The 19,865-nt window shown below is 64.2% G+C and carries 12 protein-coding genes and 1 rRNA gene; 9 read left to right on the top strand and 4 right to left on the bottom strand.

The features are described from left to right. Positions 1 to 2: 2 nt before the first annotated feature. Both rrf and DSM100688_RS06230 read left to right on the top strand, forming a co-directional pair. A 5S ribosomal RNA gene (gene rrf / locus DSM100688_RS06235) occupies positions 3 to 119 on the top strand. Between the two features lie 223 nt (positions 120 to 342). Then, a complete protein-coding gene (locus DSM100688_RS06230) occupies positions 343 to 2,043 on the top strand; it encodes an FIVAR domain-containing protein (protein WP_152358268.1) in 1,701 nt (566 codons plus the stop codon). Positions 2,044 to 2,282: 239 nt separating this feature from the next. On the opposite strand, the gene DSM100688_RS06225 is transcribed toward DSM100688_RS06230, so the two are convergent. Further along, positions 2,283 to 3,500: an ATP-binding cassette domain-containing protein gene (locus tag DSM100688_RS06225; protein ID WP_163146968.1), complete on the bottom strand. Its 1,218-nt coding sequence runs from the start codon at positions 3,498 to 3,500 to the stop codon at positions 2,283 to 2,285. 2 nt (positions 3,501 to 3,502) lie between these two features. Continuing rightward, positions 3,503 to 4,912 carry an FtsX-like permease family protein gene (locus DSM100688_RS06220; protein WP_152358267.1) on the bottom strand — a complete coding sequence of 470 codons (1,410 nt, stop codon included), beginning with the start codon at positions 4,910 to 4,912 and terminating at the stop codon, positions 3,503 to 3,505. A 448-nt stretch (positions 4,913 to 5,360) separates the two neighbouring features. Between DSM100688_RS06220 and DSM100688_RS06215 the strand changes: the two genes are divergently transcribed. Then, positions 5,361 to 7,595: a DUF4012 domain-containing protein gene (locus DSM100688_RS06215; RefSeq protein ID WP_152358266.1), complete on the top strand. Its 2,235-nt coding sequence runs from the start codon at positions 5,361 to 5,363 to the stop codon at positions 7,593 to 7,595. Between the two features lie 210 nt (positions 7,596 to 7,805). On the opposite strand, the gene DSM100688_RS06210 is transcribed toward DSM100688_RS06215, so the two are convergent. Next, on the bottom strand, positions 7,806 to 9,068 hold the full coding sequence (locus DSM100688_RS06210; RefSeq protein WP_163146969.1) for a LacI family DNA-binding transcriptional regulator: 1,263 nt from the start codon (positions 9,066 to 9,068) through the stop codon (positions 7,806 to 7,808). 207 nt (positions 9,069 to 9,275) lie between these two features. Here DSM100688_RS06210 and DSM100688_RS06205 point away from each other — a divergent pair, with 207 nt between their 5' ends. Continuing rightward, the gene (locus tag DSM100688_RS06205; protein WP_152358264.1) at positions 9,276 to 10,277 is read left to right on the top strand and encodes an AEC family transporter; all 1,002 of its coding nucleotides are present in this window, start codon (positions 9,276 to 9,278) and stop codon (positions 10,275 to 10,277) included. Positions 10,278 to 10,549: 272 nt separating this feature from the next. Here DSM100688_RS06205 and DSM100688_RS06200 read toward each other — a convergent pair whose 3' ends face one another. After that, positions 10,550 to 11,638 (bottom strand): hypothetical protein, encoded by a 1,089-nt coding sequence (locus DSM100688_RS06200; protein WP_152358263.1) that lies wholly within the window; start codon positions 11,636 to 11,638, stop codon positions 10,550 to 10,552. A gap of 129 nt (positions 11,639 to 11,767) precedes the next feature. Between DSM100688_RS06200 and nusA the strand changes: the two genes are divergently transcribed. The 5 genes from nusA (at position 11,768) to ribF (ending at position 19,563) form a co-directional block, all read left to right on the top strand. After that, positions 11,768 to 12,799, top strand: coding sequence for a transcription termination factor NusA (nusA, locus tag DSM100688_RS06195; RefSeq protein WP_152358262.1), 1,032 nt, complete (start codon positions 11,768 to 11,770; stop codon positions 12,797 to 12,799). Positions 12,800 to 13,072: 273 nt separating this feature from the next. After that, a complete protein-coding gene (gene infB, locus DSM100688_RS06190) occupies positions 13,073 to 15,997 on the top strand; it encodes a translation initiation factor IF-2 (RefSeq protein ID WP_152358261.1) in 2,925 nt (974 codons plus the stop codon). Between the two features lie 369 nt (positions 15,998 to 16,366). After that, positions 16,367 to 16,945 carry a 30S ribosome-binding factor RbfA gene (gene rbfA / locus DSM100688_RS06185; protein WP_152358260.1) on the top strand — a complete coding sequence of 193 codons (579 nt, stop codon included), beginning with the start codon at positions 16,367 to 16,369 and terminating at the stop codon, positions 16,943 to 16,945. A 48-nt stretch (positions 16,946 to 16,993) separates the two neighbouring features. Beyond that, complete coding sequence (locus DSM100688_RS06180) at positions 16,994 to 18,181, top strand: tRNA pseudouridine synthase B (RefSeq protein WP_152358259.1); 1,188 nt, start codon at positions 16,994 to 16,996, stop codon at positions 18,179 to 18,181. Between the two features lie 155 nt (positions 18,182 to 18,336). After that, entirely contained in the window at positions 18,337 to 19,563 is a 1,227-nt protein-coding gene (gene ribF, locus DSM100688_RS06175; RefSeq protein WP_152358258.1) for a bifunctional riboflavin kinase/FMN adenylyltransferase, read from the top strand. Positions 19,564 to 19,865 lie beyond the last annotated feature (302 nt).

The following is a 19,865-nucleotide window of genomic DNA, read 5'->3' as shown; positions in this document are numbered from 1 at the left end:
TTTGCGGCGGTCATGGCCCAGGTGAGACGCCCGGTCCCATTCCGAACCCGGAAGCTAAGGCCTGGCACGGCGATGGTACTGCACTCGATAGGGTGTGGGAGAGTAGCACGCCGCCGCATTCAACTTGTTTGGACCCCGGTCGAGCGGTAACGCTCCCGGGGTCCTTTTACATCCGGACAACAACCGAACAACAGATCTTCAGGGTCCGCACGCACACGAGACACAACACCCCCGTAAACATTCCTTGGAGAAGACCAAGGGAATCCCCAGAATGCCTAGTGCCACCGCTAAGATGCATACAGTATTGACGTAATGAATCAGCGATGAAGAGGTGGCATACGGATGACCGATGAGCATGAAAGCGGTACTGGCGGCAACGAGGAAGATCTGGATCTCAGATTCCCGATAGCGCCGTCCAAGCAGGCTCACGATACCCTGCACCTCGACAATGCCGTCATCAACGCGGCAGCTGCAAACAATACTCAGTCGGCAGCCGCAACCGATACCCCCCACACGACGGTTACTCCGTCAACCATGAATGATCCGTCGACGTTGGTAACGACTTCTCGCGACATACCGAAACCACCGGTCCAGACGTCTACTCAGCCCACGGATGTCCCCGCAATCAACGCAGCATCCGTCACCCCCGAGGAGCAGTCGGGAGCCCGGGACATCGTCGATACGTTCTGGGATATTCCCCCGCTGGACTTCGCATCTGTATCCAATGGGAACCAGACCGCTGCGACCGATGGCGCTGCAGCAACCACTGTGTTTCCCAATGCGGAACAGGCCGCGACAACGAACGCTGGTCCTGCATATGAGGGCATGCCGCTGTTCCCGTCCACTCCGGGCACACATGACGCCAGTGCGACCAAGACGCTTCACTTGGAAGACGTCGGCGGTTTTGCTCCAGCCGATGACATTCAGGAAATCGACGACATTCCCGTCATCCAGCCTGCAACTACCGATAGTGCTGAGTCCGCTCCGAAAAAGGCTCATCCTAACAAGAACAAAGGGATCAGCGATACTGCCCGAATCATCATCGCAGTCGTTGCGGTAATTATCGTCGCGGCCCTTGTGATTGGCGGCGTACTGATATGGAGGAATCAGGAAGACGCCGGTAATAAGTCATCGGCGCTTGCCGCATGCCAGAAAGCTTATGGCAGCTATACTGATGCTGAGAACGCCCTGCAGACGGCCATAAAGAACGTGCAGTCTGCACAGAAGATCACGGCGTCTCAGGTTGCCGATAAATCTACCGTTGAAGCGCTGAAAGACGCGATTACCGCGGCGAAATCCGTAGATGCTGTGCAGGAATGCTCCAGTGATCTGAGCACTGCCGTGTTGAAGAGCCGCGCAAAGATAGCCGCGACAACCGCTGAAACACTCAAAGCATCGGCCAAGACCGTGTCGGATGCTGCCACCGCAGTGACCGACAGTCAGGCCAAGAAGATCGAAAGCGACAAGGCTGCAGCCAAGAAGCAGCTGCAGTCCGCAATCGATGACGCACAGGTATTGCTTGATAGCAGCCTGTATAACGTCGCTGACGATTCCACTCGTTCCGCACTACAAACCGCCATCGACACGGCGACCGCACTGCTGAAGCAGGATGATCCTGATACTAAGGCTCTTCAGGAAGCCATGCAGTCGTTGCAAACCGCCAGCGACGATGTAAACGCGTCCGTACAGGCACTGGCCGATCAGAATGCCGCAGCCCAGCAACAGCAGGATACGACAACCGATACGACGCAGCAGGGTACGACGACTACGCCTCAGACCAACACCACTACGCCGGTTGCTCCAAATAATACCCAGAATAACGGCAATAGCAATACCGGAAATCAGAGCAATAATAATTCGAGTAATAACGGCAATTCGAACAACAGCAGTAATAACACCAATGACAATAATTCGAACAACTCGAATAACAACAGCAACTCGAACAATTCCGGCAATAACAATGACACAGGCGGCACTACCGGTGATGATTCGGTAGCGGGTACGACCGGAGGCAGCGATGCTGAAACAAATGTGCAAAACTGATTCGTTACATGATGCGTTCCGGTTGACCGCAACCGGAACGGGCGCAGAAGTCTGAGTGAGGACGGAATAAGAAAACGGACTTACAGCCGATAACTGGGAGGGAATCGGCTGTAAGTCCGTTTTCTATATGTAGTCGTGGGTGACACGATCGTGATGGCATACGGCTGTGTGACCGTATGCCATCGGTTGGTCGGCTGCGCACGGCCTTGCCCGGCCGCGTGCAGCCGACCAACCGGCGCCTAGTCGAGGTGAGTGGTGCGCTCGGTGACTTCGGCGACCTCGAGATCGTCGGTGAGCACGATCACACAGCGCTTCGGATCCTTGTCACGGGTGAGCGCGATCAGGGCCTTGAGCACGGTGACGCTGTCGTCGGCGTTCAGGCCGCCGGTCGGTTCGTCGGCGATGATCACCTCGGCGTCGCAGGAGATGGCACGCGCGATCGCGACGAGACGCTGCTGCACGAGCGGCAGCTTGCCGACTGGCATGTTCGGCGTATCGACGTCGAACCCGACCTTCGCGAGCAGCTCGCGGGCGATCACCGGCTTCGGCTTGAGGAACGTGCGTCCGGAGGCGTCCATCGCGTACCGCACGTTCTGTTCGGCGCTGAGATCCTCGCGCACCGCATAGCGCTGCGGCATCACGCCAAGACGGTGGCCGCGCAGCTCGCCCGGCTCGATCTCGAGCACGTTGAGGCTCTTGTTCATCACCGCGCCGTCGGTCGGCCGCATCAGGCCGGTCATCACGCTGAGCAGCGCGACGCGCTCGTCGTCGCTGTCGACCTCGATCGCGTAGATGTGGCGCGCGTAGAAGTCCGCGGACACGCGATCCAGCGTGTTGTGGCCGGTCTTGCCGTCGGTGACCGTCACCTTGTTGAGAGCGAGCGATGGGTAGGACTTGAGCACCTTGTCGGCGTGATTGCCGCGCAGCTCCTTGTCGAGTCGCTCGGACAGGCGCAGGGACGTGTGCTCGGCGACGGTTTCGGGAGCGGCGGCGGTCGCCGTGACCTTGGCGCTCTCGTCAGTGCGTCCCAGCGCCAGTGTTTCGTTGACGCGCGCCGCGTTCGCCGCGGCCACGTCGTCGGATGATGCATCGGCCTGATCGTCGGATGCGGCTGGCTCGACTGATGCATCGTCGTCGGTGTCGTCGTCGGACGGTGCCTCAGCCGATGGAACGTCAGCGTCGTCAGTATCGTCAGCGTCCGCAGCATCGCCGAGCGCGACCGACGCGACGTCGTCGACGTCAGTATCGACCGTGATATCGGTCGCGTCATCATCATCGAAGACGACGCTGAACTGCACGGCGTTCGCGTCGTTCGTGTCGCCCGCATCGGTGGTCGCGTCCGCGGTCGTCTCAACGGTCGTGTCGGTGCTCGCGTCGGTCACGGTCGTGTCCTGCTCGTCGCCGGAAACGTCGGCAACGTCGTTGGTGATGTCCTGATCGGTGGTTTTGTCGCTCATCGTCACGCCTCCTGCTGCGCGTTGTCGGATACCGTATCGGAAGTGTCGTCGGTCGTATCGGCCGAGTTCTGCGTGTCAACGGACGGCGTAGCGGTCGTGTCACGCGACCGGAACAGCGCCGCGTTGCCGAAGCACGCCACGCGGATCGCGGCGATGATCGCCAGCACGATCGCGGCCGCCACGCCGAGTCCGACCACACGCCACATGATCGCCGCCGTCATCGGCGTGCTGTAGCCGCCGGTCAGCGCCGCGCCCAGCGGCTTCGCGCCGAACCCGCCGGCCAGCAGACCGATCGCGAGACCGACCAGCGTCGGCAGGAACACCTCGACCATGAACTGCCAGCCCATACGGCCGCGCGTCACGCCGGACACCAGCGCCATGCCGATCTCGTTCGACCGGCGTGTCACGCCGAGCAACACCAACGCGAGCAGCAGCACGCCGCCGACGATGGGCAGCACGATCGTCGTGGCGACGCCCACACGCGACACCAGCGCCTTGAGCGGCGCGACCTTGGCCTCGTAGGCGTCGATGGTCGGCGAGGCGATCTCGTAGCCGTCGGCTACCTTCTTGGCGGCCTTGGCCTTGTACTTGTTGTAGTCGGACATGCTCGAGAACTCGAACACGTAGCTCAGGTTCGGCTTGGACCAGTCGGTGGCCTCCTCGTTGGTGATGCCGGATTCGTACAGCGTGGCGTAGGCGACGTAGATCGCGTTGTCGCGGTTGTCCTTGGCGAGCTTCGCGTCCGAGCCTTTGCCGGCCGGGGCGGTGGCATCGTTGTAGATGTAGATGCCGCGCACGGTGAGCTTGACGGTCTTCGACGCGTCGGACGGGCTGGCGACGGTGATCTCGTCGCCGACCTTGAGGTTGTTCTTGTCGGCCAGCGCCTGCGAGATGAGCGCGCCCTTCGGGGCCTTGCCTGAGTAGCTCAGGTGCTTGCCCTTGACCACGGTGTAGCGGCCGAGTTCATTGTCGCGCGCGGTCTGCACCGAGGTGAACGCCTTGAGCGTGAATTCGCCGCCGGTCTTGTCCGCATCCTGGTCATCCGTACCGGCGATGGCTTGGATGGAATCCTTGGTCTGCCGCACCGGCACGGACATGGAGGCGTTCACGTTGGACAGTGTGATGCTCTGACCGGTGACGATGCTGTAGTAATCGTTGTAATTCGACGTGGTCAGATAGTGCTTCACCCATGAGACGTCCGCGCCGTTATACTGTGCGCTTTGCTTTGCGGTCATGCGGACGACGGAGGCGGGGGCGAGCGCATCGTAATCGGTGGCGGCCGTGTCATTCGCCTGTTGCAATGCCAGCCCGAACAGCGCTCCGAAAGCGACAAGCAGGGCGATCAGCGTGGTCAGCAGCGTGCGCCACTTGTGGCGCATGAGCTGAGCCCAGGCGTTCTTGAGAACGAACATGCGACTTCTCCAGTTCTCTTGCGGCCGCACTGGCCCGCGGAACTGTTCCGTCATTGGAGGAAACGGCTCGGCGAACGGCGCGACCACCGGTTAGCGTTGGCCGGGATGCCGCCAAACAGGCCGCCGAACGGCGAAGGCATCCCGTGGCAACACTATGACCGTACTATGTGGATGTTTTCTTGCGTAATACTGTTATACCGCTACGAGGAACCTGAAAGCAGACTGAAAGCGGTGCGCGTGGCCGTGACGACGGGTAATCGGCGGGCGGGCGGACAGGCGGATGGCAGACGGACGGGGCGGACGGCGGGTTTCGTGAAAATGGGCCGTTGCATGGCTCCGACGATGGGCAAGACAGCCGATTCGCGCTAATATCGGGCTCTGACCGTACTCTGGTAGGGTCACGGCAACGGCCATAGTAACAACCCGGCGATGCGGAGACGAGGTGCCCATGCGATCCAAAAGTCCACGACACGCTCAGCGAGAAGGGCGCGAGCAGCTGGCGCAATGGCTGAATCCCCGGCATATCGTACTGTCCGTCGTGGCGCTGATCGGCGGCCTGATTCTGTCGTTCGTGGTGTTCTACGGATCGTCGGCGTTCGCGATGGTGCGTGACGCGAATCGTATGCTCGACGCAGGCGAGGACCTGGCCAACAGCGCGCTCGGCTGCGGCGGCGGTGACGTTGCCAAATCCGCGACGGAACTGGTGTCCGCATCGCGTTCGCTGCGTGACGAAATGAGCTCCGCGAAATGGACGTGGCTCGCCGAACGCACGGGATACGAATCCGATCTCGCCGCGGCACGCGAGATGACCGACTCGATCGGCACGCTGGTGGACGGGCCGTTCACCGATCTGCTCAATCTCGCCAAGCAGCTGCAGGGCTTCTTGATGAAGGACGGCACCGTCGACGTCAGCCCGCTCATGAAGATGCCGGACATCGTCAAGCAGGCGCATACGGATATCGCCGACCAGCTGACGCAACTCAAGGCCATCGATACGCCGCGTATCAGTAAGATCGCGCAGCTGCTGCAGATCGAACAGGACGCACTCGCCACCGCCGACTCGACGCTCGGCGAATACGATCAGCTCGTCAATCTCATGCCGCAGCTGCTCGGCGCGGACGGCGAACGCACGTACCTCGTGCTCGTGCAGAACCCGGCCGAACTGCGGTCCTCGGGCGGCATGGTCGGTACCGTCGCGCCGATCACGGCCGACAATGGCAAGGTCACCATCGGCGACTTCGCCACCAGCGGTGACTGGGACATCCCCGATGAGCCGATGGACGATCTCGTCCTCAAGGAACGCGACGTGTTCGGCACGACGTTCGACCAGTACCCGGCCACCACCACGATCGATCCGGAATTCGAACGTGTGGCCAAACTCAACGTCTACCTGTGGAAACACCAAAAGGGCAACGAAAAGAAGAACGTGGCCGGCGTCATCGCACTCGATCCGGTGTTCCTGCAGTCCCTGCTCGGCGCGACCGGATCGGTGAGCCTGTCCGACGGCACCACGCTCGACGGCACCAGCACCGTCTCGTTCCTGCTCGACAAACTGTACCGCGAACACTCCGACTTCGCCGAACAGAACAAGTACGTGTCCGAAGCCGCGCAGGAGATCATGACGCACGTGCTCGGCAACGTCGGCCCGTCGTCGGCGTCCGCGCTGCTCAAGGCCATCCGCGACACCAGTGCCAACGGTCACCTCAAGCTGTGGATGAAGGATGACGCCGAGCAGGAGGCGCTCATCGACACCGGCCTCATCGACGACAAGGCCAGCGGCCAGCTGTCGGCCGACGAGACCATACCGCAAAGCGGCATTTATCTGTCCGAACTGCAGATGGGCAAGCAGGACTGGTATCTGCGCACCACGACCACCGTGACGAAGACCTGCGGCGACGAGCTCGCCGCCGACAAGGCTGCGGCCACCGGATCGCTCAACGACGCGATCACGCAACCGGTGCAGGGCACGCAGCTCGGGCAGTACACCGAAGACCAGCTCGGCGATGAATACACGGTCACGTTCACCATGAAGAACACGTTGACCGCGAAGCAGGCCGCGGAACTGCCCGACTTCGTCACCGGCGGCCAGCAGAGCGACGAGGACCCCCGCGGCGGCATGAAATACCGTGTGGTGATCACCGCGCCGTACGGCGGCGAGATCACGACGGTGCAGGCGGATGCGGACACGTGGCGCATCAACGCCGCCAGCCTGTACGATCGCCAGTATGTCGTGTACGACCAGCAGTGGATCGCCCCGGGGGAGACGCTGACGTTGTCGTACACCGTGCGTGTGAGCGCGAAGGCCGCGCAGGCGCTTGACGTGGTGACCACGCCGATCGTGAACGCCGACGGCATCGAGATCGGTTCGAATGGCAAGGTGACCGACGAATGCCCGGCCGAGAAGCGTGGTGGCGCGGCGACGTCCGATACGACTTCGGATGGATCGAGCGACGGTACGGATGGTTCCGGCACGACGGCGAACGGCTCCGGAGCCGCTGACGGTACGTCGGGCAAGTCCGATACTGCCGATAAGAACTCCGGTTCGTCGGATTCGTCGTCCTCGTCGGGCAAGGGTTCGTCGAGCTCGACGGGCAAGTCGCCGGGCGGCGGGCTTGACTCGCTTAGCCAGCTCACCGGGCAGATCGAATGCCCCGTGAGCCGCAAGCAGTTCTCGTTCTTCTAGGGTTCGTTGCTGTTGCATCTTTGGGGTCTGAACTCTTCGCAGCTCTCAGCCCGCTTAGCCTCTTAACGGACATACAGCCGATTTCATGGGTGAAATCGGCTGTATGTCCGTTAAGGGGAGGGGGAGCTGGGAGATTGAGGAAGCGTGTTGGAGGAGGGGCATTTGCGCGGAGGTGCGGCGCGGAGGTGGGGGTATGGAGGTGTGTATGCGTCAGTCGGCGGTGGATTCGCGGGGGATGAGACGGAACGGGATGTGTGCGTGCATGATGCCGTCGGTGCCTGTACCGTTGATGTCCGCGTCGTTGCCATCGTTGTCTGTGCTGCCGTCGTGGTTGCTGCTGTTGCGGTTGCGGTCGATCAGGGCGATCATGCGGTCGACGACCGTGGCGGCCATGGCCGGCACGTCCATTTCCACGGTGCTGATCGACGGGCTCGTGTAGGCGGAGAACGGGATGCCATCGAAGCCGATCAGTTTCGCATCCTGCGGCACGCGGACGCCACGTTCGCCGAACCGTCGCAACGCGCCGATCGCGATCATATCGGTCATGCAGAGCATGCCGACGTCCGCACCCCAGCCGTGTGCATACGCGTCGTCCGACGCTGCATAAGTCGTTCCGTCGTCCGGTACGCGCACCGTAGCCGCCGCAACGGACGTGGCCGACGCAGTCGCGAATCGGTCGCACAGCATGTCCGCCGTCTGTTCGCCGCCATCCGACGACCACGGACAGTTGATGCACTGATCGCGCGTCAACGTCAGTCCATGCGCCGCCAGCGCATCCATGACGCCGGCAAGTCGACTCGGGCCGAATCCGTTGCCGCCGCCGTGCCCGGCCTCCTGATCGTCCGGGTGCGCGGCGCCCAATACGAATAGCCGTCGGCATCCGGCCTGTATCAGGTGTTCGGCCGCGGCCGCCGCGCCCTGCGCGCACGCGGTGTCCATCGAATCGACGTTGACGAACGATCCGCAGTCGCCGATCACGATCGCCGGGCGTCCGGTGCCGTGTTCGATCACCTGCCGTTCGGTGATGTTCGGCGCGTCGAGAATGATGCCGTCGTAGATCAGGCCGGGGCCGGGGTTGAGCGCCTTGACCTCCTCCCGTGCGGACTGCGACTGCCGCACGACGACCTGATAGCCGCGTTCGGCCGCCGCCAGGGTCAGGTATTTCGCGATGCGCGCGTGGAACGGGACCTCGAAGTCGTCGACCACGACTTGGATGATGCCGCTGCGGCGGCTGCGCAGCGTGGTGGCGGCCACGTTGGCCTGATAGCCCATCTCGCGGGCGACCTGCCGGATGCGCTCGCGGTTCGCCGCGCTGACCTTGGGTTTGCCACGCAGCGCGTTCGAGACGGTCATCAGCGAGAATCCGGTGGCGCGGGCGATGTCGGCCAAGGTCGCCGGCCCGTTGGCGGTGTTGTGGGCGACGGTTGCATCGTGCGTGACGGACGGTGAGGCGTGTTGCGGCTGATCGTTCATAGTGTTCATGATAAGTGTTCGGTTCGGCGATGGGACGCGCGGCTTGACAGTTCGGCTGCAACGGGTAGGCTTAGCGTTAAACAATCATAGAAACCGTACCGTCGTCACGTCAAACGACACGCGCTCTGACATGCGGCCCGGCCGGTCGCCGCGGATCGCGCATCGACCGCAACGACGACCACACGACATAAAGCGAGGCGAACGAGGATGTCGCAACTGTTGAAACCAACCACATTCCTCCTCATCATCCTGTTCGGATACCTGCTCAAACGCTGCGGGATGTTCAAACCGCGCGACTACCGCATCATGCAGGTCGTCGTGTTCGACTGCACGCTGCCGGCGGCGATCCTCGTATCGTTCGCCACGAATCCGCACAGCGTCGACCTGCTGTGGGTCACGCTGTTCGGCTTCCTCGCGGCATTCGTGCCGGTGCCGTTCGTGTACTGGGCGACGCGGCGCCGGCCGGTCGCGGACCGCGCGTTTCTCATGCTCAACTCGTCCGGATACAACATCGGCAACTTCTGCTTCCCGCTGCTGCAGGCGTTCTACGGTGGCGGGGCGATCGTGATCGGCGCGATGTTCGACATCGGCAACGCGATCATGACCACCGCCGGCAGCAACGTCATGACCACGTCGCTGCTGCACGTCGATCCGAACCGCCCGCTGACCGAACAGCACGCCGGCGACGCTCCCACGCTGCCGGCGCCGCCGCGTCCCGCCACGGCGTCGGCGCGCCGGGCCGCGACGCTCGCGCGGCTGCGGGCCGTCGCGTTGGGATTCCTCAAGTCCGGACCGTTCGACATGTACATGGTCATGACCATCGTGGTGCTGCTCGACCTGCCGATCCCGACGCTGCTGTCCGACGTGCTGACGCCGGTCGCCAACGCGAATCCGTTCTGCTCGATGCTTATGGTCGGGATGCTCATGGAACTGCCGGCGACGCGGGATGACGTGCGTGATTTGCTGCAGGTGGTCGGATGGCGGCTGCCGTTCGGCGTGCTGTTCGCGCTGGCGGCGTGGTTCCTGCTGCCGCTCGACGCGACGACGCGGCAGGCGGTGGCGCTGATGTGCTTTGCGCCGACGGCCGTGTTCTGCACGCTGTTCACCGATCGCGTGATCGGCAATGCGAAGCTCGCCGGGTTCACGCTGGCGACCACGAGCTTCATCGCGATGTTCGTGATGACCGGGTTGCACATGCTCATGGCGTGAGGGGACTGGTCGCCTGCTAACGACGTCCAATACGTGGCCGCTGTTCCCCGGCTCCTTTGTCTTAACGGACATACAGCCGATTAGCGGGGTGAAATCGGCTGTATGTCCGTTAGGAGGGGGGGCGGCGCGTTGGAGCGGGATGCTCTGAGGAATGGGGTGTCTCGAGTTCCCTGCCGTATTCCCTTAACGGACATCCTTAACGGACATACAGCCGATTTGGGGGTGTTGATCGGCTGTATGTCCGTTGGGGGAGGTGGGGTTATGCGGGTGGGCTAGTCGAAGAGGGCGTGGTCGGTGGTGGGGTAGCCGGCGGCGAAGGCTCGGACGAGACGGGACTCGACTAGGCGGGCGACGGCGCGCAGGGATGCCGCGTGGGTGTCGGCCGCATCGTCGGCGTCGGCTGCCGTGGCGTCGTCGTGCGTCGCGTCGGATGCGTCGGTCGAGGCGGATGATGCGGTGGTACCGGCGGAGGAGCCGGCGTTCGTCGCACTGGTCTCGGCGGCCATGGCGGTGAGCTCCTCGCGGGCGCAGGTGACTTCGACGACGGCGTACGTGGATGCGAGCAGGCCGGTGGCCGGATCGACGATGTCGTCGGGGTGGGCGAGCAGCGTGTCGGCGTTGTACACCTTGCGACGGGGGTCATTGGATGCTGCAGCAGCGCCGTCGTTTGTTGACGACGAGTCGGCGGTGCCGTCGGAGTCGCCGTCCGTCTGCCGCGAATCCGTATCGTCGGTACTGTCGGTCGTCGTGTCCGACGCGCCGTCGGCATCGTTCGCCAGTGCGATCAGTCGTTCGCCGGCCGCCTTGTGCGCGTCGGCGACGGACAGCGTCGCGTCGTCCGTCGTACTGCGTGCGGTCAGGATCTCCACGGAGAATCCGGCACGGTCCTCGGCCGAGGCCATCGTACGCAACGCCGACGCGGCGATCGATGCCGACGCAAGATCGTCCAACGCCAGTCCCGCCGGATCGACGGTGCCGTAATCGGTACCGTAATCGGTACCGTAATCGGTACCGTCATCGGACGCGTCGTCAACGGACATGTCGACAATGTCGCCGATACCGTACTTGCCGGCCAGCGCAACGGCCATATGCCGCGACTGGGCGGCACGGATCACGCCCTCCGTGAACCGATCGGCGCACTGCGCGGCGACGTCGATCCACCGCGACCGTGCGGACACGGCCGTCAGATACCGCACGACGTCGGGCTGGTCGGCCAACGCATCGCGTGCGTCGGCTGCGCCGTAATACGCGGTCTCGCATGCGCTGAGCCGCTGCTCGGACTCGGCCCGACCGGCGTACCGAGGCGCGGAACACGCCGTCAGCGAGGTGAGCGCCGTCACCGTGCAAACCGCGGCGAACATGCGGCGGAGCGCCGTACGGCTGCGCAAGGAAACCCGATGACGTGTCTGCATAAGCCCTTACACTAATATCTGACTGTGACCATAGGGCCCTAGCGCTCGGAACATAACTTCACATAGGAGGTCTTGACCATGGAACTTGACCTGTCAGGAATGCATCAACTCGCCGCCGAGCAGGGCATTGATCCCGAGACGCTGGATGCAGCGCTGTCCGAAGCGCTGCGGCTCGCTTACCTCAAGACCCCGCATGCCGCCAAGCACGCGCGCGTCGAGCTCGACAACCGCGCTGGCACCTTCACCGTGTGGGCGCAGGACGAAATCCCGGGCGAACCCACCGAGGACAACCCGCACCCCGCGCCGACGCTCGGCGAGGAATACGACGACACCCCGCGCGACTTCGGCCGACTGGCCGCAGCCACCGCACGTCAGGTGTTCACCCAGCTGTTCCGCAAGGCCGAGGACGATCGCGTGTTCGGCGCGTTCTCCGGGCAGAAGGGCAAGCTCGTCACCGGCATCGTCCAGCAGGACGCCAAGGATCCGACCAACGTGCACATCGCCATCGGCGACGTCGAGGCGATCCTGCCCCGCCGCGAGCAGGTGCCGGGCGAACGTTACCACCACGGCGAGCGTCTGCGCGTGTACGTCGTGAACGTGGCCCGCGGCCTCAAGGGTCCGGAGATCGTCGTGTCCCGCTCGCACCCGGAGCTCGTGCGCCAGCTGTTCGAACGCGAGGTGCCGGAGCTCGTGTCCGGCGCCGTGTCGATCATGGCCATCGCCCGCGAGGCCGGCGCCCGCACCAAGATCGCGGTGCGCGCCAACACCGAAGGCGTCAACCCGAAGGGCGCGCTGATCGGCCCTGGCGGCGCGCGCGTGCGTGCGGTGATGGAGAACCTCGGCCCGGAGAAGATCGACATCGTCGACTGGTCCGCCGATCCGGCGAAGTTCGTCGCGTCCGCGCTGTCGCCGGCCGTGTGCACCGGCGTGCAGGTGATCAGCGAGAAGAACAAGACGGCGATCGCGTTCATCCATGACGACCAGCTGTCGCTTGCCATCGGCAAGGAAGGCCAGAACGCGCGTCTGGCGGCCAAGCTCACCGGTTGGAAGATCGGCATCGAGTCGGCCGAGGCCCACGCGAAGAAGAAGGCCGCCGAAGCGGCGGAATAGACGCAGGTACGTGGCTCCCCGATTGGGGAGCCACGGTGTTTTCGGGATGTGTGCAATTCGGGCGTGTTGCGCCGCGCCCGCACATCCAGCGGCACGAGTATGCTTGTCACGGAATCCGAGCATGGTCGCGCCATACGGTCATGCCTTGATTTTGAATGACGAGGTAGCACAATCATGGTCGCACGATGAGACGTCGCACGATGACACAAGGTAGGCTCTCGACAACCAAACAGTGACCGCGCCGGGATACGCGCGGTTTGAATAGGAGATATATTGGCAGCGAAACAGCGCGTGTATGATCTGGCCAAGGAATTTGGCGTGGAAAGCAAGGATGTCCTTGCGAAACTGAAGGACATGGGGGAGTTCGTCAAGTCCGCCTCCTCCACCGTGGAACCGCCGGTCGTCCGCCGGCTCAAGGCATCGTTCCAGAAGGACAATGCCGGCAATACCAATACCGGCAACGCCGCCAAGGGCGGCCACGCCCAGAATGCTCCTGCGGCCCATGCCAATCACGCGCCGCAGGCCACCAAGCCGGTGGCCGTGCCGACCCCGGCAACCGCGTCCGGTCACACTCCGGCCGCGCATCCCGCCGCTCCGGCCCCGGTACCGTCCGCGCCGCGTCCGGCCGCACCGAAGCCCGGCCAGTCCCAGCACGCACAGCACGGCCAGCGTCCGCAGCATGACGGCCGTCCGTCCCGTGACGGCCGTGACGGTCGCGATAATCGCGAGCAGCGTCGTGACGGCGGTCGTTTCCGCAACGAGCGCGGCGAACGCAACGAACAGCCGCGCAACGAACGCAACCACGGCCAGCAGCCGCGCAACAACGGCGGCGTCCGTCCGTCCGCGCCGACCCCGCACGCGCCGCGTCCGCAGGGCCAGCCGCAGGCCGGCGCCGCGCCGACCCCGGGCCCGCGTCCGGGCAACAATCCGTTCAGCCGCAAGCAGGGCATGCGCACCCCGACGCCGGGCGACATCCCGCGTCCGCATCCGATGGCGCGTCCGACCGCGAACAATTCCGAAGGCGGCCGTGGCCGTGGCGGTCGTCCGGGTCAGGGCGGCGGCCGCGGTGGCTTCCGCAACGGTCGTCCGGGTCAGGGCGGCCAGGGCGCGCCGCGTCCGGGCCAGTGGGGCCACAACCGTCCGGGTCAGGGCGGTGCGCAGGGCGCTCGTCCGGGCCAGGGCGGCGGCAACCGCTTCGGTGCCGGCGCCGGTCAGAACAGCGCGCCGAACAACGGTCCCGCGCGCGGCGGCCGTGGCGGTCGCGGCGGTGCGGCCGGTGCGTTCGGCCGTCAGGGCGGCAAGTCCTCGAAGGCGCGTAAGAACCGTCTTGCGAAGCGTCAGGAATTCCAGGAGATGAAGGCCCCGGTCATCGGCGGCGTGCGCATCCCGACCGGCAACGGGCAGACCGTCCGCCTGCGTCAGGGCGCATCCCTCGCCGATCTGGCCGAGAAGATCAACGTCAATCCGGCGGCCCTCGTCACCGTGCTGTTCCACCTCGGCGAAATGGCCACGGCCACGCAGTCGCTCGACGAGTCCACCTTCCAGATCCTCGGCGAGGAGATCGGCTGGAACATCAAGATCGTCTCCGCCGAAGAGGAAGACAAGGAGCTGCTCCAGCAGTTCGACATCGACTTGGACGAGGAGGAGCTGCAGGAGGACGAGAACCTCAAGCCGCGTCCGCCGGTCGTCACCGTCATGGGCCATGTCGATCACGGTAAGACCAAGCTGCTCGACACCATCCGTCAGACCAACGTCGTCGCACGTGAGGCCGGCGGCATCACGCAGCGTATCGGTGCGTACCAGGTGACCGTCGACCTCGACGGCGAGAAGCGCAAGATCACGTTCCTTGATACCCCGGGTCACGAGGCGTTCACCGCCATGCGTGCCCGCGGTGCCGAGATCACCGACGTCGCGATCATCGTCGTGGCCGCGGACGACGGCGTCATGCCGCAGACCGTCGAGGCCATCAACCACGCGCAGGCGGCCCACGTGCCGATCGTCGTGGCCGTCAATAAGATCGATAAGCCGGGCGCGAACCCCGAGAAGGTGCGCGGCCAGCTCACCGAGTTCGGTCTCGTGGCCGAGGAGTACGGCGGCGACACCATGTTCGTCGACATCTCCGCGAAGCAGAACATCAACGTGGACAAGCTCCTCGAAGCCGTCCTGCTCACCGCCGACGCCGATCTCGACCTGCGTGCGAACCCGGATATGGACGCCCGCGGCGCCACCATCGAAGCGCGACTCGACAAGGGCCGCGGCGCCGTGGCGACCGTGCTCGTCCAGCAGGGCACCCTGCACATCGGCGACGCGATCGTTGCCGGCACCTCGTACGGCCGCGTCCGCGCGATGCTCGACGAGAACGGCAACCACATGCAGGAAGCCGGCCCGTCCACGCCGGTGCAGGTCCTCGGCCTCACCTCCGTGCCGACCGCAGGCGACCTGTTCCTCGTCGCCCCGGACGACCGCACCGCGCGCCAGATCGCCGAGAAGCGTCAGGCCACCGAACGCGCCGCGCAGCTCGCCAAGCGCCGCAAGGTCGTCTCGCTCGAGTCCCTCAAGGAGCAGTTCGCCAAGTCCGAGGTCGACATGCTCAACATCGTCATCAAGGGCGATTCGTCCGGCTCCGTCGAGGCGCTGGAAGACTCCCTGATGAAGATCGAGGTGTCCGACGAGGTCGGCATCCAGGTCATCCACCGCGGCGTCGGCGCGATCACGCAGAACGACGTCAACCTCGCCACGGTCGACAAGGCCGTCATCATCGGCTTCAACGTGCGTCCGAACCGTCAGGTCGCGGACCTCGCCGAGCGCGAGGGCGTGGAGATCAAGTACTACTCGGTCATCTACAAGGCGATCGAAGACATCGAGGCCGCACTCAAGGGCATGCTCAAGCCGGAATACGAGGAGGTCGTCACCTCCCACTCCGAGATCCGCGAGATCTTCCGCTCCTCCAAGTTTGGCAACATCGCTGGCGTCATGGTGCAGGACGGCGAGGTCAAGCGCGGTACGAAGTGCCGTATCCTGCGCAACGGCGTCGCCACGGTCAACGACCTCGAGATCTCCTCGCTGCGTCGTTTCAAGGACGACGTGCAGTCGGTCGCGGAAGGCTACGAGGCCGGTATCAACCTCGGCACCTTCAACGACATCGAGATCGGCGACATCATCGAGACCTTCGAGATGCGCGAGATCGAACGCAAGTAACGTCTCGGCGTAATCATCCGAAGCGCCCGTGCCGTACGTACGACACGGGCGCTTCGTCATATCCGTATATCTGCGGATGCTGTTCCGCGTACGTTGTTGCAGACGTTCCTGCAAAACCGTACGCTAGGCGGCCCTTTCCGTACGATATTGCAGATGCCTTCTGCATAAACGTACGTTGAGCGGCTTCCAGTGTACGTTTATGCAGCGGCTGCAGCGAAAACGTACACGTAGTACTGCTCCGTGTACGTTTTCGCTGAAGCGTCTGGGGAAACGTACATCATGTGTCGCTCGTGATTCGAGTAGGGGATATGCGAATATAGTACGAGCATACGTATCGACTGATCCCCGTGAGATAGAAAAGGAATCATCATGCCCGGAACGAACCCGCGCGCGGCCCGCATCGCCGCGCTCATCCAGCGCGTCATCGCGTCGTCGATGGAGGCGCAGCTGCACGACAAGCGGCTCGCGAACGTCACCATCACCGAAGTGCGCGTCACCAACGACCTGCAGATCGCCAAGGTCTACTGGACGCAGCTCGGCCACGTCGGTAAGGAAGATGGCGAACGCAAGCGTGCCAAGCAGGCGCTCGACCAGGCCAAGGGCCGTCTGCGCACGCTCGTCGGCGCGAAGGCCGGCCTGCGCCTCACTCCGCAGCTCCAGTTCATCTTCGACGAGGTGCCCGGCGAAGCCACCGAGATCGAGGATATCCTCGCCATCGCCCGCAAGCGCGACGAGGAACTGGCCCGTGCGCGCGAGACCGCGCAGTACGCCGGCGATGCCGATCCGTACAAGCATCCCGAAGAGCGTGACGATGACGACGATTTCGATGACGACGAGGTCGAAGTCGAGGATTACGACGATGACGATTTCGCGGACGACGTGACCGACGAGCATGACGATGAGCATGACGTGACCGACGAGCACGACGATACCGAAGCCGACGCCTGACCGCGGCATCGCTCCGTACCACGACACGACCCATCAGCGAGGTGAACCATGGCCGCGCAACCGCAACGCCAGTCCCAGCCGTCCGGACTGCTCGTCATCGACAAGCCGCAGGGCGTGACCAGCCATGATCTGGTCGCGGCCGTGCGCGCCGGACTGCACACGAAAAAGGTCGGCCACGCCGGCACACTCGACCCGATGGCCACCGGTGCACTCGTCGTCGGTTTCGGCAACGCCACGCGGCTGCTCAACTACATCGTCGACCATGACAAGACCTACGAGGCGACGATCCGGCTCGGCCGGCGCACCACCACCGACGACGCGGACGGCGAACTGATCGATGGGCCGGTCGCTGACGATGCGATCTCCGGCTCTGCCGACGGCGATAAGGTCGCACCGTCGATCCTCGATGGCATCACGTGCGACATGATCGAACGCACGATCGCCGATCGGCTTACCGGGCCGATCGAACAGGTGCCGAACACGTTCTCCGCGATCAAGATCAACGGTCAGCGCGCCTATGATCTCGCCCGCGACGGCAAGGACGTCGAACTCAAGGCCCGCCCGGTCACCATTCATACGTTCGACGTACTCGACATGCGCACCGGTTTTACCGACGCCGTACGAACCAACGGTCCGTTGGTCACCACGCGTGAGCCGTCGTCCGACCCACTGACCGCGGCCACGGCGACGGACATGGTGCCGGTGATCGACCTTGACGTGCGCGTCAGCTGCTCAGCCGGCACGTACATCCGCGCGCTCGGCCGCGACCTCGGTGCGATGCTCGGCTGCGGCGGCTACCTGACCCGGCTGCGCCGCACGCGCGTCGGCCGGTTCGCCGTGACCGACACGAACGTGGTTACCGCGCATGTCGAGTCGCGTACGTTCACGAATCGTGCGGGAGAGACGGTGACGCGCAACCGCGCCGTGCTCGACGCAACCGGCGATGAACTGCTCGCGCATGCCATGACCATGGTCGCGTCAGTGCGCGCCGCGATGCCGACGGTCGAGATCACCGCCGAAGATGCCGTCAACCTGCGGTTCGGCCGTCGTATTCCGTATGACATCCACGAACCGACCGCGGCGTACGTGCCGGCCCGTACCGCCGACGTCGACTCCGGTGACGCTGACCGCGATGCCATCGATCCGAACGCGGGCGACGTGGCCGCCATCATCGACCGCGCCAAACGCGGCGAGGCCAAGCCGCTCGTCGTGTTCGCCGCCGACCCCGCGCAGTGATCGCCCCGCTCGCCCGGCCGCCACACGTCCATATCGGTCTGACCGTCCCGGACCAAGCCGAGTACACTGTCAGTGGAACCCGTCAACGGCATGTCCGTGCCACGGCATGTCCGTGCGCATGACACCGTAACGCATCAGCAACAAGAGGAACGTCTATGAACATCACCCGACTCACCCCCGATCCGACCGGACTGGTCGACTGGCCCACCTTGAGCAACGACAAGAAATCCGTGGTGACGGTCGGCGTGTTCGACGGCATGCATCGCGGACATCAGGCGGTGATCGCGCGCGTGGTGGAGCTCGCCAAGCAGTACGACGCGTTCTCCGTGGTCGTGCTGTTCGATCCGCGCCCGGACGCCGCGCACCGGTACGCCGCCGAGCATAACGGCATGGATCTGCCGGCCGGCACGCCCGACCCGCAGGCACTCAGCGGCGTGGACGACCGCGTGCGCATGATGCGCGATCTCGGCGTCGATCAGGTGCTCATCGTGCGGTACACGATGGCGTTCGCCGCGAAATCGTATCGGTTCTTCCTTGGCCAGATGGTCGGCAAACTCGGCATGCGCACGCTTGTGCTCGGCCAGGACGCCGCAATGGGCAAGGGCCGCGCGGGCGATGTGAAGGCGATCGCTACGCTGGCCGCCGCCACCGGCGTGTTCGAACTGGACGTTGTGGACGATCGCGGGCCGGGGCAGGTGCGTATTCCGCTCGATGCCGAGCCGCACATGCCGACCGAGTGGGGCGAGCCGAAGGATCCGACCGCCGGCATGGGCAAAGCCGAGCTGCGTGCGTGGAGCAAGAAGCATCAGGCGCGGCTGCATCGCACGTGGAGTTCCACGAACGTGCGGTATCTGCTGGGGCAGGGGCGCATCGCCGACGCGGATGCGATTCTCGGCCATGCGCACGCCGTCGAGGGCACGGTGGTGCATGGCGAGGAACGTGGGCGCACGATCGGGTTCCCGACCGCGAATCTGGACGAGGCGTCGATCGTTGGGTATCTGCCGGTGGACGGTGTATATGCCGGGTGGCTGGTTGATATGGGACCGGCTGGGGACGGTGACGGTGCGGCCGGTGCCGGCGACGCTCGTGCCGACGACCGCGTGGCGTCGGACGACAAGGCTCGGATCGCGGCCGGATCGCCGTGGCGTTGGCCGGCGGCGATTTCGATCGGCACCAAGCCGACGTTCAGTGAGACGACCGGACTGCACGAGCGTGTGGTCGAGGCGTATGCGATCGCCGACGATTGGCTGGAACTGTACGGTCACCGCGTGCGCGTTGAATTCGTGGGATTCCTGCGGCCGCAAGTCAAGTTCGATTCGGCCGACGACCTCGTCGCCGAGTTGGGCCGCAACGTCGAGGAGACCAAGCGTCTGACCGCGTGAATCCTTGCCCACCTTGACGGACATACAGTCGATTTTGGGGTGAAAAACGGCTGTATGTCCGTTGGAGGGAAGAGCTGGAGGGGAGTGCGACGCGTCCATTGCGTCATTAGAGCCATAATCCTTACGGACATACAGCCGATTTTGGGGCGAAATCGGCCGTATGTCCGTTGGAAGAGGTCACGGGTGCGGCGTTCTGGATACGTTATACGTTGTTATGCCTCCGCATAACGAAACGGACATACAGCCGTTTCTGCCATGCAAATCGGCTGTATGTCCGTTGAGGGGGTGGGGACGTCGGCTGC

Source organism: Bifidobacterium ramosum (genome assembly GCF_009299505.1).
In the GTDB taxonomy this organism is placed as follows: Bacteria; Actinomycetota; Actinomycetes; order Actinomycetales; family Bifidobacteriaceae; genus Bifidobacterium; species Bifidobacterium ramosum.
The sequence above is the reverse complement of the archived record's forward strand: the minus strand, read 5'-3'. Positions and strand labels throughout refer to the sequence as shown.

Bases quoted from the DNA above. Each gene is read 5' to 3' on its own strand.
- DSM100688_RS06220 (WP_152358267.1), bottom strand. From the start codon at position 4,912: ATGTTCGTTCTCAAGAACGCCTGGGCTCAGCTCATGCGCCACAAGTGG.
- nusA (WP_152358262.1), top strand. From the start codon at position 11,768: ATGGAACTTGACCTGTCAGGAATGCATCAACTCGCCGCCGAGCAGGGC.
- rbfA (WP_152358260.1), top strand. From the start codon at position 16,367: ATGCCCGGAACGAACCCGCGCGCGGCCCGCATCGCCGCGCTCATCCAG.
- DSM100688_RS06215 (WP_152358266.1), top strand. From the start codon at position 5,361: ATGCGATCCAAAAGTCCACGACACGCTCAGCGAGAAGGGCGCGAGCAG.
- DSM100688_RS06225 (WP_163146968.1), bottom strand. From the start codon at position 3,500: ATGAGCGACAAAACCACCGATCAGGACATCACCAACGACGTTGCCGAC.
- DSM100688_RS06200 (WP_152358263.1), bottom strand. From the start codon at position 11,638: ATGTTCGCCGCGGTTTGCACGGTGACGGCGCTCACCTCGCTGACGGCG.
- DSM100688_RS06205 (WP_152358264.1), top strand. From the start codon at position 9,276: ATGTCGCAACTGTTGAAACCAACCACATTCCTCCTCATCATCCTGTTC.
- DSM100688_RS06210 (WP_163146969.1), bottom strand. From the start codon at position 9,068: ATGAACGATCAGCCGCAACACGCCTCACCGTCCGTCACGCACGATGCA.
- DSM100688_RS06180 (WP_152358259.1), top strand. From the start codon at position 16,994: ATGGCCGCGCAACCGCAACGCCAGTCCCAGCCGTCCGGACTGCTCGTC.
- ribF (WP_152358258.1), top strand. From the start codon at position 18,337: ATGAACATCACCCGACTCACCCCCGATCCGACCGGACTGGTCGACTGG.
- DSM100688_RS06230 (WP_152358268.1), top strand. From the start codon at position 343: ATGACCGATGAGCATGAAAGCGGTACTGGCGGCAACGAGGAAGATCTG.